The sequence below is a fragment of the Halalkalibacter okhensis genome (assembly GCF_000787375.1).
Lineage (GTDB): Bacteria > Bacillota > Bacilli > Bacillales > Bacillaceae_D > Halalkalibacter > Halalkalibacter okhensis.
The window spans coordinates 48,229-63,336 of the sequence record NZ_JRJU01000024.1 but is presented as its reverse complement, the minus strand read 5'-3'; the positions used below and the strand labels follow the sequence as shown (position 1 = coordinate 63,336).

At 38.9% G+C, this 15,108-nt stretch carries 10 protein-coding genes; 7 read left to right on the top strand and 3 right to left on the bottom strand.

Annotated features, from left to right (window positions below):
• Positions 1–156: 156 nt before the first annotated feature.
• Entirely contained in the window at positions 157–2,163 is a 2,007-nt protein-coding gene (gene tkt / locus LQ50_RS16440; protein WP_034631400.1) for a transketolase, read from the top strand.
• Positions 2,164–2,207: 44 nt separating this feature from the next.
• Positions 2,208–3,254 carry an aldose epimerase family protein gene (locus LQ50_RS16435; protein ID WP_034631398.1) on the top strand — a complete coding sequence of 349 codons (1,047 nt, stop codon included), beginning with the start codon at positions 2,208–2,210 and terminating at the stop codon, positions 3,252–3,254.
• 144 nt (positions 3,255–3,398) lie between these two features.
• On the opposite strand, the gene LQ50_RS16430 is transcribed toward LQ50_RS16435, so the two are convergent.
• Entirely contained in the window at positions 3,399–5,006 is a 1,608-nt protein-coding gene (locus LQ50_RS16430) for a glycoside hydrolase family 43 protein (protein WP_034631395.1), read from the bottom strand.
• Between the two features lie 89 nt (positions 5,007–5,095).
• The gene (locus LQ50_RS16425) at positions 5,096–6,283 is read right to left on the bottom strand and encodes an ROK family protein (protein ID WP_034631394.1); all 1,188 of its coding nucleotides are present in this window, start codon (positions 6,281–6,283) and stop codon (positions 5,096–5,098) included.
• Positions 6,284–6,523: 240 nt separating this feature from the next.
• Between LQ50_RS16425 and LQ50_RS16420 the strand changes: the two genes are divergently transcribed.
• From LQ50_RS16420 to LQ50_RS16410, 3 genes are all read left to right on the top strand, one after another.
• Positions 6,524–7,846, top strand: a complete 1,323-nt coding sequence (locus LQ50_RS16420) for an extracellular solute-binding protein (RefSeq protein WP_034631391.1) — start codon at positions 6,524–6,526, stop codon at positions 7,844–7,846.
• A 112-nt stretch (positions 7,847–7,958) separates the two neighbouring features.
• The gene (locus LQ50_RS16415) at positions 7,959–8,837 is read left to right on the top strand and encodes a carbohydrate ABC transporter permease (RefSeq protein ID WP_034631389.1); all 879 of its coding nucleotides are present in this window, start codon (positions 7,959–7,961) and stop codon (positions 8,835–8,837) included.
• A gap of 15 nt (positions 8,838–8,852) precedes the next feature.
• Complete coding sequence (locus LQ50_RS16410; protein WP_034631388.1) at positions 8,853–9,674, top strand: carbohydrate ABC transporter permease; 822 nt, start codon at positions 8,853–8,855, stop codon at positions 9,672–9,674.
• 41 nt (positions 9,675–9,715) lie between these two features.
• Here the strand turns inward: LQ50_RS16410 and LQ50_RS16405 are convergent, their stop codons facing one another.
• Positions 9,716–10,324 carry a YesL family protein gene (locus LQ50_RS16405; protein ID WP_034631387.1) on the bottom strand — a complete coding sequence of 203 codons (609 nt, stop codon included), beginning with the start codon at positions 10,322–10,324 and terminating at the stop codon, positions 9,716–9,718.
• A gap of 129 nt (positions 10,325–10,453) precedes the next feature.
• On the opposite strand from LQ50_RS16405, the gene xylB reads away from it, so the two are divergent.
• Both xylB and nirB read left to right on the top strand, forming a co-directional pair.
• The gene (xylB, locus tag LQ50_RS16400) at positions 10,454–11,953 is read left to right on the top strand and encodes a xylulokinase (RefSeq protein ID WP_034631386.1); all 1,500 of its coding nucleotides are present in this window, start codon (positions 10,454–10,456) and stop codon (positions 11,951–11,953) included.
• Positions 11,954–12,716: 763 nt separating this feature from the next.
• Positions 12,717–15,071 (top strand): nitrite reductase large subunit NirB, encoded by a 2,355-nt coding sequence (gene nirB, locus LQ50_RS16395; RefSeq protein WP_034631384.1) that lies wholly within the window; start codon positions 12,717–12,719, stop codon positions 15,069–15,071.
• The last annotated feature ends 37 nt before the right edge of the window (positions 15,072–15,108 follow it).

Genomic DNA, 15,108 nt, shown 5'->3' with positions numbered 1-15,108 from the left:
GAACGCTCGCTAAACAAATATAATTGAAAAAATGTACTGATTGCTTAACGGTTTTCAGTACATTTTTTTAAGATAAAAGATTAAATTGGATAAAAGTGTAATAACCTAGTGCTTTTAGTAAAAACAGTAGTACATATCTTTAAAGGAGTGAAATTTATGACGACTCAACAAATAACAAGTAAGGAATTAGCCATTAATACGATTCGTACTCTTTCGATTGACAGCATTGAAAAAGCCAATTCAGGTCACCCAGGTCTTCCTATGGGCGCAGCACCGATGGCATTTGCTTTGTATGGACAGCAAATGAGACATAACCCAGCCAACCCAAATTGGTTCAACCGAGATCGATTTGTATTATCAGCAGGTCATGGTTCGATGTTGTTATATAGCCTTCTTCATCTTACAGGATATGATGTTTCAATGGACGATTTGAAAAATTTCCGTCAATGGGGAAGCAATACACCGGGGCATCCAGAATTTGGCCATACAGCTGGAGTAGATGCAACAACAGGTCCATTAGGTCAAGGTTTCGCTATGGCTGTTGGGATGGCGATGACAGAGAGACATCTTGCTGCGACATTTAACCGCGATGAGTATAATGTTGTCGATCACTATACGTATAGTATTTGTGGAGATGGAGACTTAATGGAAGGTGTATCTGCTGAAGCGGCATCATTAGCAGGACATTTAAAACTTGGACGCCTTGTAGTGCTTTATGATTCGAATGATATTTCTTTGGATGGGGATTTGAATCTATCATTCTCAGAAAGTGTTGAGAAGCGTTTTGAAGCATACGGATGGCACTACCTTCGTGTAGAAGAAGGCAATAATTTAGATAAAATTAATGAAGCGATTGAATTAGCTAAAGCGGACGAACGCCCAACATTAATTGAAGTAAAAACGACGATCGGTTATGGTTCTCCAAATAAAGGTGGAAAATCAGCCTCTCATGGTGCGCCGCTTGGAGCAGATGAAATTAAATTAACTAAAGAAAATTACGGCTGGTCGTACTCAGAAGAGTTCCATGTTCCAAGCGAGGTTAAGGCCTTGTTTGAGGAAGTAAAAGCAGAAGGTGCTAATCATGAAGAGAGTTGGAAGCAACTTTTTGCATCTTATCAGCAACAGTACCCAGAATTAGGAGAGCAGCTATCACAGGCAATCAACGGAGAACTGCCGATCGGTTGGGATGAAAACCTACCTTCATTTAAAGCAGGAGTAGATAAAGTGGCGACTCGCTCTTCTGGAGGAGACGCATTGAATGCATTTGCCAAGAATGTTCCAGCTCTATTTGGTGGTTCAGCTGATTTAGCGTCATCTAATAAAACGATGTTAAAAGGCGAATCCAATTATAGTGCTGCTGATTATAGTGGGCGCAACGTTTGGTTTGGAGTGCGTGAGTTTGCAATGGGAGCCATGGTAAATGGAATGGCATTGCACGGGGGAGTAAAGCCATTTGGTGCAACCTTCTTCGTCTTCTCTGACTATCTACGCCCGGCAGTACGATTATCTGCATTGATGAAACTGCCAGTAACATTTGTATTTACACATGACAGTGTAGCGGTTGGAGAAGATGGGCCAACACATGAGCCGGTAGAGCAATTAGCATCTTTCCGTGCGATGCCAGGAGTGAATGTTATTCGTCCAGCAGATGGCAATGAAACGGTTGCTGCATGGAAATCAGCACTTGAATCAACAGATGAACCGACTATGCTCGTATTGAGTCGTCAAGATTTAATGACGAATGCCGCATCCGTAGAAGTAGCCTATGAGGGTGTTCAAAAAGGAGCTTATACAGTATCTGAGGCCAAAGGAGAGGTTGAGGGTCTACTCCTTGCAACGGGCTCTGAGGTTCAGCTAGCGGTAGAGGCACAGAAGCAGCTAGAAGAAGAAGGAATTTATGTTTCAGTTGTGAGTATGCCTAGTTGGAATCGTTTTGAAAAGCAATCAGATCAGTACAAAAATGAGGTACTCCCACCAACAATTACAGCTCGTGTTGGCCTTGAGATGGGTTCTTCTCTTGGATGGAGTAAGTATGTTGGAGATAACGGGGAAGTCATTGCCATTGATCAGTTTGGTGCATCGGCTCCAGCTAATAAGATTCTACAAGAGTACGGATTTACGGTTGAAAATGTTGTTTCAACAATGAAGAAAGTATTAAAGTAATAATCAAAGTAAATGGATGAGTGAGTAGTAGAAAGGAGGTATTTATGCATATTAGTGAGGGGATTTTCGGAGAAATAGAAGGCAAGGAAGTAAAGTCTTTCTTTCTGAAAAATGACCATGGAATGGAAGTAACTTGTATCAATTATGGTTGTACGATCACGAAAATTCTTACGCCGGACCACCAAGGCATGATAGAAAATGTCGTTTTGGGCTTTGACACAATTGAAGAATACGTGAATCACTCTCCTTATTTTGGTTGTGTCGTTGGGCGAGTGGCAGGTAGGATTGGCCAATCAGAGTTTGAACTGGACAAAGAAACGTACCACCTTCCAAAAAGTGAAGGAGAAAATCACCTTCATGGTGGTAACAAAGGTTTTGACAAAGTACTTTGGGATGCTGAAACCGAAGAGAGCACAAATGAGGTCAAGGTAACGTTCATCCATGAAAGTCTAGATGGGGACCAAGGGTATCCAGGCAATGTTAAAGTGATGGTTACGTATCTATTAAATAATGACAATGAGTTGATTATTTCTTATCATGCGGTAACCGACAAAAAGACATTACTTAACTTAACCAATCACTCTTATTTTAACTTAAGTGGAGATGTGAAAAGAGACATTCTCGGGCATGAGTTAACAGTAAAGAGCGATCAACTGATTGAATTAAGTGAGACGCTACTTCCAACAGGAGAATTAATAGAAGTTGAGAATACAGCGTTTGATTTTAGAAAAGGAAGATTGTTAGAAGACGGTGTCACCTCAACACATCCGCAAAACCAACTTGTTGGGGGTGGCTATGATCACCCACTGGTTCTTAGTGCGAACCACCAAGAAGAAATTCGTTTAGTTGACCAGCAAAGTGGCAGAAAGCTTGTTGTGGAAACAGATGAACCGTGTGTCGTGTTATATACGTCTAATATGATGGCAAATACGTTTGGTATTAGAGGAGTACAAGCTAGAAAGCATATAGGTGTGTGTCTTGAGACGCAACACCATCCAGATGCGATTCATCAACCAAGCTTTCCTTCTATTGTATTAGATAAAGGTGAGAAGTATAACACAACAACGAAATACCGGTTTTCGGTTGAGTAAACGGGGCTCTGACAAATATGAAAAGAGTAAGGACATTAAAAAGTCGGGTGTGACTTTTTAATGTCCTTTTCGGCGTTTGATTAGCAACGTTCTAATGAATAAACCCACATGTCACTTTGGGCATGTGGGTTGGTGAATAAGGTATTATTTTTCTTTATAAACAAAGTAGTCAAAGTCAGCAGGCAGGTGTTGTCCAGAAGTATCTTGGCATTGCATTCCAACAAATGCACCTGTGAAAAAGCCTCCGCCTTGGATATAATCATCAGATAATTTGTAAGAATAAAAATCAATTGCGATCTCTGTCCAATTAGTACCATCAAACGAATAAGAGTATCTATACGTATTCGTGTTTACGTTCACTTGTAAATAAACATACTCAACATCTTCAGGAATCATAATTTCGTCACCCTTTAAAGGCTGGTCAAACGTAAAGTTATCGCATGTCATGAGGTCAAGAATTCGACCTTTTTCTTCGTTCCAAGTTACTTGGAGTGCCGTCCAGTTTTGTGTATTGTAATAGTTAACAAGCCCTGCTGCTTGTTGGAACGATTCAGGGTTGAAAGCGACTTTGGTTTCGGCCGTGAAATTAAAGTGCTGCCAACGTCTTGCCACATAAGCTTGTGTAAATTTTGATGTGAGTGACTCTTTTCCATATAGACGTAGGTGTCCTGGACGGTCTTTCAATGAAACTGTATTTTCCCCAAGAGGGATTCGTAACGTTTGGAAATGCAAGTTTAATTCTTCTTTATCAAAATCATCTTTCTCATCAAAGTCCTTTTCCCATTTAACCTCTTCAATGGCAGGTCCCTCAACTTCAAGAGCCGGCTGATTGCCGCCAACAACATACGGCCAGTCATTTTTCCACTCAAGGCGTTGAATCGCCGTTTCTCTTCCTAGTGGACAGAAGCCGCGCGGATCTAAGAGAGGTTGTCCTTCTCTTGGTAATGGTCGGCCTGTTAAATGGACAAGGAACCATTCATCTGTATGCGTCTGAACAATGGATGCATGCCCTGCTTTTTGCAACGGGTTTCGTGGATAAGGAAAAGATGTAATTAACGGATTCTCCGGGTGTACTTCATATGGACCCCATAAATCCTTTGAACGGGCAATGGTTGCCTGGTGGTCATATTTCGTGCCGCCTTCTGCTGTTAGTAAATAATAATAGCCATTTACTTTATATAGATGTGGTGCTTCCGTTAGTTTAATATCTGTACCCGTAAAGATAATTTCTTTTTTTCCAACAAGTTTCTCTTCTTCTACACTGTATTCTTGTAAGACGATTCCGTAGAAATTATGGTTAGAAACGCGATGATCCCATACCATATTCACAAAATACTTTTTGCCGTCATCATTATGGAATAATGAAGGATCAAATCCCGAGCTGTTCATATGAATAGGTTCTGACCATTCTCCGTCAATCGTATCACACGTTACTAGATAGTTATGGCTATCTTTCCATTGCCCCTCTGTTACCTTTACATCTGTATAAATGAGCCAAAATTTCCCGTCACTATAAGAGAGTGCCGGTGCCCAAATTCCGCCGGAATCTGGATTTCCCATCATATTCAGTTGGCTAAGTCGATTTAATGGTCTAGAAACAAGACGCCAGTTTTTTAAGTCTTTTGAATGATAGATTCCAACACCAGGAAACCATTCAAATGTAGATACGGCAATATAGTAGTCTTCACCGGCACGGCAAATACTCGGGTCTGGGTTAAAGCCTGTTAAGATCGGATTTTGGATTAATGACATAATTATTCACCTCTAAATTTATTTTTGTAACGCTTACAATTGTATTCCCAACAAGTAGTTGGATAATTTATTGGTTAATGACATCCCCCCTAACTTTCTTCCAAATTGATTGCTAGGAAATTCTCTGCAGAAGCAGCAGCAACCCCAAGAGCAGCAGAACGTTTTTCTAATTTAGAAAAATGGATTTGTAAGTCTTTTTGAAGTGTTGCTAATCCCTGTTTCTCTAAATGTTCCTTCATTGTATCTTCAAGCCAGCTTTGGAGAGCAGCAAGTCGATTTCCAATGATAATTTGTTCTGGGTTAAATGTGTTAATGATATTGTTAAGCCCAATTGCTAGATTCTTCCCAAGCTTTTCGACTAACTTAATCGTTTTTTCGTCACCGGACTCGGCCAGCTTAACAACGGTTTCTAATGTTAGTTCTGTAACATTCTCAGGAAGAAGGTTCTCTTCCGAGGCCATTCTTAATAGAGCCTGCTCGGAAGCGTATAATTCCCAGCATCCTTGATTTCCGCAATTGCAGACTGGTCCATCCATGTTAATGGTCATATGCCCGAGCTCACCTGAGAACCCATTATGTCCCTTATAGAGCTTCTCGTTTAAGATAAGCCCGACACCAATCCCGATTCCGCCACTAATATACACAATGTCATTGAACTTTTGGCCAGCTCCAAATTTCTTTTCACCATAAGCACCGGCATTTGCTTCGTTTTTCACTTTTACTGGAATTTTATATTTTTCTTCAATAACACTTTTTAAGTCAACATTTTTCCATTTTAAGTTAGGAGCAAGTAAAATCGTTTCAGATGTACTAACTGTACCAGGAACACCAATTCCGATTCCAACCACGCCATATGGACTAGCAGGTACTGTAGCAATTAGTTCATCAATGACTTCAAAGAGTATTTCTGTTGTTTGTGAAAAAGTAGGGTTATGCACTTTGATCCGTTTCTCGTTACAGATCACACCCTGTAAATCTGTAAGTACAGCTAGAACATAGTTAACGCCGATATCAATGCCGATGGTGTAGCCAGCTGACTGGTTAAATAGCAACATGACAGGTCTTCTCCCACCGCTTGACACTCCTGGACCGGATTCAAGAATTAAGTTTTCTTCCAGTAACTCATTAACTAAAGATGAGACTGTTCCTTTATTAAGGCCGGTTTTATTTGCAAGTTCGGCTCTAGATACAGGGAAGAACTCTTTAATAGCATGAAGGACCAAGGATTTATTCCTTTTCTTGACGACGTGCTGATTGAACGTTTGGGTCATATTCATAATTCTCCACGCTTTCTTTTATTTTTCATAGAATAACAAAGCAAAGAACACAATTATTTAATAGTTAATGGAAGATCGTTGAAAAAAAGAAGAAAATAACTGCTTCCTTTTATTCATTATAACATGAATTTTTTTATTTTACACTTAGTTTATCCACTAGACAAACGATGTTTTTCGTGATAATCTAAGTTTAAGTTAGCAAATAGGCTAACTCTTACAAATAACCAAGGGGGTTACGTAATGTTTAAAGGGAAAGCGGTTACAACGTTATTTGCTTTAATGGCGGGAACATTAATTGCTACTGGTTGTTCAGGTGGAACTGACGACGCGGCAGAAGAAAATGCTACGGGAGGCGCAACAGCAGGAGATGCAGCTACAGTTGAATTTATGCATCTATGGCCACAAGGTAGCTCAGCGGAACATCACCGAATTGTTAATGAAATCATTGCAGACTTTGAAGCAGAAAACGAAAACATCTCTATTGATCTTCAAGTTCTAAGTAATGAGCAATACAAAGATCAAATTACAGTATTATCTGCAGCTAATGAACTTCCTGATGTAGGGATGACGTGGGCAGCAGGTTACCTAGATCCATTCGTAGAAGGAAATAAATTTACTCCATTAGATGATATGTTAGAGGATGGACTGCGAGATGAATTCGTAGCTGGAACTCTTGAAGCATATGAAAAGGATGGCCAAACATATGGACTACCTTTAGAGTTAAATACAGTTTATGTTTACTATAATAAAGCCATTTTTGATGAGTACAATCTTGAAGCTCCAACAACATACGAAGAGTTCGAGCAAGTGATTGCAACATTAAATGAAAACAATGTACAACCAATCGCATTAGGCAACGGAGACCGCTGGACTGGGTCAATGTGGTACATGTACTTTGCTGATCGAATCGGTGGAACAGATGTACTGACTAACGCAATTAACAGATCAGGAACATTTGAAGACCCGGCATTAGTGGAAGCGGCAGCTAAAGTTCAAGAAATGGTTGATAGCAATGCATTTGTAAACGGATTCAATGGTCTTGCGGATGAAGAAGCAAAAAGTATGTTTATGAACGAACAATCAGCTATGTATATGATTGCAACTTGGGATTTACCAAATTACACGACAAATGAAGACGTACCACAGGAATTCAGAGATAATGTTGGCTACTTCAAGTTCCCAACGGTCGATGGAGAAGGTGACGTGAATAGTTTCGTAGGTGGACCTGGAGTTGGATTATTTGTCGCTGAGGATTCAGATGTACAAGAAGAAGCAAAACAATTTGCAAGTTACTTTGTTGAACAATGGGGTTCACGTGCAGTATCTGAAGCAGGTGTTATTCCAGCAACAATCGTTGATGGTGAAAGCCTAGACCTTCCAGATATGTATGTAGAAGTATTACAAGATCTAAATGATGCAACAAACTTAACTCTTTATGCTGATGTGCAAATGACGGCATCTGTAGCGCAAACACACCTAGATTTAATTCAATCGTTATTCGGTGGCCAAATTACACCTGAAGAGTTTGCGAAACAACATGAAGAAGCTCTTTCAGCTGAATAAGATTTTGTAAGCTCTTCATAATAAAATACGAAGAAATCATCAAGTATGTTATGAAAAGGACGATTCCTTTTGGAATGTCCTTTTCCATTCTCTAGATAGGGGGTTAATTGGTATGAACAGAGTCATGTCCAATAAGTGGTTTATATCTTTATATCTTCTCCCTGCATTGTTGTTAGTAAGTATTTTAATTTTCATTCCTTTAATTTTAACCGGGTATTATGGGTTGATGAAGTGGGATGGAATTGGTGCAATGCAGTTCATTGGTTTAGAAAATTATATTAACGTCATTCAAGACGGGAAGTTCTGGCAAAGTGCTGGTCACTCCTTTTTGTTAGCAGTATTTTCAACTTTAAGTCTTGTTATATATTTAGCAGTTTCAATGATATTAGCATCAAAAATTAAAGGTGCAGACATTTTAAGGAAGATTTATTTAATTCCAATGCTACTTTCATCAGTAGCGATCGCGCAACTTTGGATTAAAATTTATAATCCATCAAATGGAATGCTGAACACAATTCTTGCGTCATTAGGGGTTCAAAACCCGCCATTATGGCTTGCAGATCCTAATATTGTTCTTTATTCGATTTTCATCCCAATTTTGTGGCAATATGCTGGTTTTTATATTCTTATTTACTATGCAGCTCTTAAGGGAATTCCAGAATCAATGGTAGAGGCAGCAAAAATTGACGGAGCAACGCCGTTTCAAATTGCAACTCGCATAAAATTGCCTTTAATAATGGGTGTTGTAAAAGTAACAGTCGTTCTTGCTATTGTTGGTTCACTAAAGTATTTTGATTTAATTTACGTTATGACCGGCGGTGGGCCAAATGGAGCAAGTGAGGTAATGGCCTCGTATATGTATAAACTTGCATTTGGAAACTACAACTTTGGTTACGGAAGTGCTGTTGGATTCATGTTGTTAATTATTACATTGGTCGTTACAGTCGTTGTCCGTAAGCTAACAGCTGATAAAGAAGAGATTCAATATTAAAGGGAGGTTTATGTAATGGGGCGTATAGGATACTTTTTTCTATATCTTTGTTTAGGTATTGTTGCCGTTTTTCAAATTTTCCCTATTGTTTGGTTGTTCCTTTTCTCTTTAAAGAGCAATCGTGAAATTTTTGCTGGTTCACCTTTTGCACTTCCACAGGAAATTAGATGGGAAAACTACCTAGCTGTATGGGAAGGTGGAATAGGCAATTACTTTTGGAACAGTATTTGGATTACAGGCGTTTCAATTTTATTTACATTATTATTTGCAAGTATGGCGGTCTTTGTTATTACTAGAATGAAGTGGAAACTAAGCAAACTCGTTTTAGGTTTATTTATGGTAGGGTTAATGATTCCAATCCATTCTTCATTAATTCCACTTTTTAATATGTTTTTAAATGTGAACCTAATCAATAATCCGATTTCGATTGTTCTGACGTATACGGCTTACAATTTGCCTATTACAATGATGATTTTGCTTGGTTTTTATTATTCCATTCCGAAAGAGATTGAAGAAGCAGCTATTATTGATGGAGCAAGTCTTCATAGAATGTTCTTTAGAATTATTTTGCCGCTTTCTGCTCCAGTTCTTGCGACTACGGCAATTATTAACATGATCTACAACTGGAATGAGTTTGTGTTTGTTAATACATTTATTAGTTCGGATAATTACAAAACATTGACAGTAGGGATTCAAAACTTTGTTGGACAATATATGACCGATTGGGGCGCAATTGGAGCCACTCTTGTCATTAGTGTGTTACCAATTCTGATTGCTTTCTTATTCTTCAGTAACAAAATCGTTGAAGGTATTTCATCTAGTGCCGTAAAAGGGTAAAAAAGAATCACCCGCCTTCTCTAAAAAAGACAGGTGATTCTTTAAACATCGTGCTTTTGTTGAATCCGTCCGAAGGCATTAAGAGCAGCCCATAAGGTAATGAAGCTATAAAAACTAGCACCAAAAACAATGCCTAATGGGGGGATAACCGTTACGATAACGTAAAAGGCTCCTAGGCTGACAAGGATGAAGAAGGTATGCAAGGGACTAACTAACATAGTTAGAAAAGCGTTTTTAATAATTTGCAATACCTTCAAATCAAAATGGACATAAGCAGGAAACAAATAAAATAGGATTAAAATAAAGAGTAGTAAGCCTGCTAAAAGTGGTGCGGCTGTCCATGTAAGCAATTCACCAATGTTTGCTTGAAGAAAGAAAATATTGAATATGAAAATAAAGGAAATGAGATATAACAGTATCCCTAAACGGTTGCTTTTGGCAAACTCACTCTTGTAATATTGCCAAAAGGAGTGAAAGACAGGCAGATCTGAACGACCTTTTAACCATTGTCTTATTAGAGAAAACATAGCAATGGTAGCAGGGAATAATCCGAGAATGATTCCGCCGGCTAAAGTAAAGAAAATCCATAAAAGATTTATGTACGCAAAACGTGTGATCCATTCTAAGATGCTGTATAATGCTCGACTCATAGTAGTACCTCCTATTAAATGAAAAGTCATTTATTATTATAAGGGAAAATTCTTTAATTACCATAAAACTTTCGAACTTTGTTTGTCTAACAAACGAACTAAGGATTTTCAGGAAGGTGAGGAGAAGTCATGAAATATGTAATCGGGGTAGATTTAGGGACAAGTGCAGTTAAAATTCTACTTGTAGATCAAAACGGAGAAGTAACGAAAGAAGTTTCAAAAGACTATCCGTTAATTCAAGAAAAGACGGGATATAGTGAACAAAAGCCAGAAGATTGGGTAAATCAAACGGTATCAGGAATCGCTGATCTGTTAAGTAATTTTAGCGGAGATCGAACAGACATCGAAGGGATTAGTTTTTCAGGACAGATGCACGGGCTTGTACTTTTAGACGAAAACCAAGAACCTTTGCGTAATGCGATCTTGTGGAATGATACTCGGACGACGAAAGAGTGCCAGGAGATTTATGAACAAGTTGGGGAGGAAAGACTTCTTCAGTTAACGAAAAATCCTGCATTAGAAGGATTTACCCTGCCGAAAATATTATGGGTGAAAAAGAATGAGCCTGCTCTGTTTGAAAAAGCAACGACGTTTGTGTTGCCAAAGGATTACGTTCGTTTGAAGCTGACAGGGAAGCTTCATATGGACTATTCAGATGCAGCTGGTACGTTATTACTGGATGTTTCAAAAAAGGAATGGAGCACAGATATTTGTGAAATCTTTGAACTGCCGGCTACTTTTTGCCCTCCATTAGTTGGATCACATGAGGAAGTGGGCACGGTTCTTCCTGACGTTGCTGAGAATATGGGATTGACTGCTAAAACGCGTGTGTTTGCAGGTGGAGCCGATAATGCTTGTGGAGCGATCGGATCAGGCATTCTTGAAGAGGGAAAAACACTGGCTAGTATTGGGACATCAGGTGTGGTGCTTTCTTATGAGTCAAGTGATGATAAAGACTTCCAAGGTACAGTCCATTATTTTAACCATGGTGCCCCCGACAGCTTTTATACAATGGGTGTAACACTTGCTGCGGGTTTTAGTCTTAGCTGGTTTAAAGAGGTGTTTGCTAAGAATGAAAGTTTTACAGAATTATTAGCAGAGTTAGACACCGTTCCTCCTGGAGCAAATGGATTATTATTCACTCCTTATTTAGTGGGTGAAAGAACACCACATGTTGATTCAACGATACGTGGAAGTTTTATCGGAATGGATAGCTCGCATGAGCGTAAAGATTTCGTTCGGGCAGTATTGGAAGGAATCACGTTCTCTTTAAATGATTCGGTGAAGATTTTCCGTGAACACGGCAAAACAATAGATACGGTCGTTTCTATAGGTGGCGGCGCCAAAAATGAAACATGGTTGCAAATGCAAGCCGATATTTTTGATGCGAAAATCGTAAAGCTATCAAGCGAACAAGGGCCAGGTATGGGAGCGGCTATGCTTGCTGCGTTCGGATGTGGATGGTTTGACTCATTACAAGAATGTGCGGATACATTCTTAAAGGTCGACAAAGAATTTACGCCAATAGCAGAGAATGTAGAGCAGTACAAAGAACTGTTTGAGCTTTATCAAAACGTATATACACAGACAAAAGAATTAAACAAAAACTTGGTGAAATTCAGGAAATAATGGAGTTTGTACGTAAGTAAAAGGCAAAGATTTTCTGAAATTTCGTTAAAAAACCCATTGTGGGAGGATACCACAATGGGTTTTTTACTTCTAAAATGTACCTCGTCTTAGAGAGAGTGAAAGTATGTTAATGTGGCTGAAATGAAACAAAAGAGTAGAGCTTATGACTAACGGTCTAGTTGCCCAAAATGTGATATAAAATATAAATACGAAGATGAAGGTAAGGATCTATTAAATTGTCCAGAGTATGCGCATGTGGTGAATTGGTTAGACAAAGTGGATTCTGGTTCCGTTAAATCCCAAAAACAAGGGGATGATCAGCCATTTTAGATAAATAACGGAATGAGGATCCGAAAACATACTCAATACTAGTGATTTGAATGGAATAACGGAATGAGGATCCGTCAAACAGTAAAAAAGCTCTGAGTCTTTGCACGAGGCCACTGAAAAAGGTGAAAACCGTACCTTTTTCAGTAGCCTTTCTTTGCACACAGAGCTTTTTTTCTATGCATTGCTATTTTGGTTGATAAAACTAATGTTTATTTTATATTTTTGTACTTCTTTATCATGCTGTCCTGTCCATCTATACATTTCTATGTCAGCACATCTTACATAGTTAAAGTATTATTACTGATAATTAGATAAAATTTTACTGATGTAGAAATTTTGAAGATGTAAATAATATGTATCTTTATGAAAGCTTAACATTGGAGGATGTTCTACTTTGAACAGTTATGATTATTAATTGTGGAGGGTTTCTAAGATGAAAAAGCAAAAGTTAATCTTAATTGGAAACGGTATGGCAGGCATCAATTGCATTGAGGAAATCTTAAAGAACAATCCTCACTTGTTTGATATAACGGTGTTTGGAAGTGAACCACATTATAATTACAACCGAATCATGTTATCAACGGTTCTACAAGGTGACACAAAGGTAGAGGATATCACGCTTCATAATCGTGCTTGGTATGAGTCAAATGGAATTGAACTATATACAGGAGAAACGGTTGTGAAAGTCGATCCTCAAAAAAAGGTCATTCAAACAGATCAGGATAGAGAAGTCTCATATGACAAACTCATTTTTGCAACGGGGTCGAATCCTTTTGTTTTGCCGATTCCAGGAGCAGATAAAGAAGGGGTAGTCAGTTTTCGGACTATAGAAGATTGTCAGAAGATTATTAATATAGCGAAGCATCATAAGAAAGCCATTGTAATTGGAGGCGGCTTATTAGGTTTAGAGGCTGCTAGAGGGTTGCTTAATTTAGGGATGGAAGTAGATGTTGTTCACATTGCGTCCCATTTAATGGAGAGACAATTAGACAAAACGGCTGCCAAAATGCTTCAACAAGAACTTGAGAATCAAGGGATGAAATTTCTTTTAGAAAAGGCAACAGAAGAAATCATTGGGGACAAGAGAGTAGAGGGTTTGCGTTTTAAAGATGGCTCGGTTGCGCCTGCTGATGCAGTTGTGATGGCTGTTGGGGTAAGGCCCAATGTACAAATGGCAAAAGACAGCGGCCTAGAGGTGAATCGCGCTATTGCCGTTAATGACTATTTACAAACAAGTAGTCCTGATATATATGCTGTTGGGGAGTGTGTCGAACATAGAGGGATGGTCTATGGACTTGTGAAGCCACTCTATGAGCAAGGAAGAATTCTAGCAAAACATATTTGTGGAATGGAAGGGACTGGGTATCTCGGATCAACTTTATCCACTCAATTAAAAATCTCAGGTGTGGATGTTTTCTCTGTTGGACAATTTCATGCAGATGAGACGAGCAAAACGATCACTCAATACGATGAGCTGGCTGGAATTTACAAAAAAATCGTCTTAAAAGAAGAGAAGGTCATTGGCTCTGTTATGTTTGGAGAAACCAAAGCAGGCAATAAGCTACTAGATATGATTAGCAAGCAAAAAGTTATCACAGATGAGGAGAAAATGCTATTGTTGCAGTCGTCAAATCAGGACTCGCAAGTAGCAGCGATGGAACAAACAGATCTCATTTGTAATTGTAATGGTGTGACAAAAGGTACGATTATTGAAGCGTGTCAATCACAAGGATTAACAACAGTTGACGAAGTGAAAAAGTGTACAAAGGCCTCGAGTGCTTGTGGTGGCTGTAAGCCGTTAGTAACCGATTTATTAGCGTATATGCAAAGTGAAGACTTTGATGAATTTATAGAGAAAGAAACGTTGTGTGAGTGTACGACGCTTACTGATGAAGAGATTGTTACCGAGATGCAAATGAGTAGCCTTAGTTCTGTTGACGAAATCATGCGTGAACTTGACTGGAAAACAGAGGATGGGTGTCCGATATGCCGTCCTGCTTTGCAATATTATTTAGGAATGATTTATCCAGAATACGAAATAAAACAAGAGTCTTTATTTATCAATGAGCGAATGAATGCGACTCGTCAAGTTGATGGTACGTATTCTCTTACGCCACAAATGTATGGCGGGCTTACAAATGCAGAAGAGTTACAGAAAATAGCTGACGTCCTCAAGAAGTATCAAATTCCTAATGTGGCGATTACGAGTGAGCAACGATTGCACCTCACAGGTGTGAAAAAAGAAGATTTAGAATCCATTTGGAGAGATTTAGACCTTCCTTTAAGCAGTACGTATGGGAATACCGTCCAAAATATTAAAACCTGTATTGGTGAGACCGTTTGTAAGTGTGACAAACATAGTGCCCTTAATCTAGCTGTAAAAGTAGAGAAGAAAACAGACTACTTAACAACACCGTATCGGATCAAAATCGGGATTTCTGCTTGTATGCATAACGGAGCTGGTTCAACGACAAAAGATATTGGTGTCATCCGATTTGACCGGGGGTGGGAAGTATACGTAGGTGGGAGCAGTGGACGAAATGCTCGCACAGGTCAATTGTTATGTGTAGCGGAAACTGAACAGGAAGTCTATGAAATTATGATTGGTTTTATCCAGTACTACAGGGAAACAGCTAAATACGCGGAACGCTCGTGGGAATGGATTGACCGTATTAACTTACTGCATATAAGGGAAGTGCTATTTGATCAAGACCTTAGATGGCAATTAATCGATGCGTTAGAAAACGATTCATACCATAACAAAAAAGTCGTACTTACAAATAAATAATACGTCATGTCCAGAAGCGACAAAATAATTAGCAAAG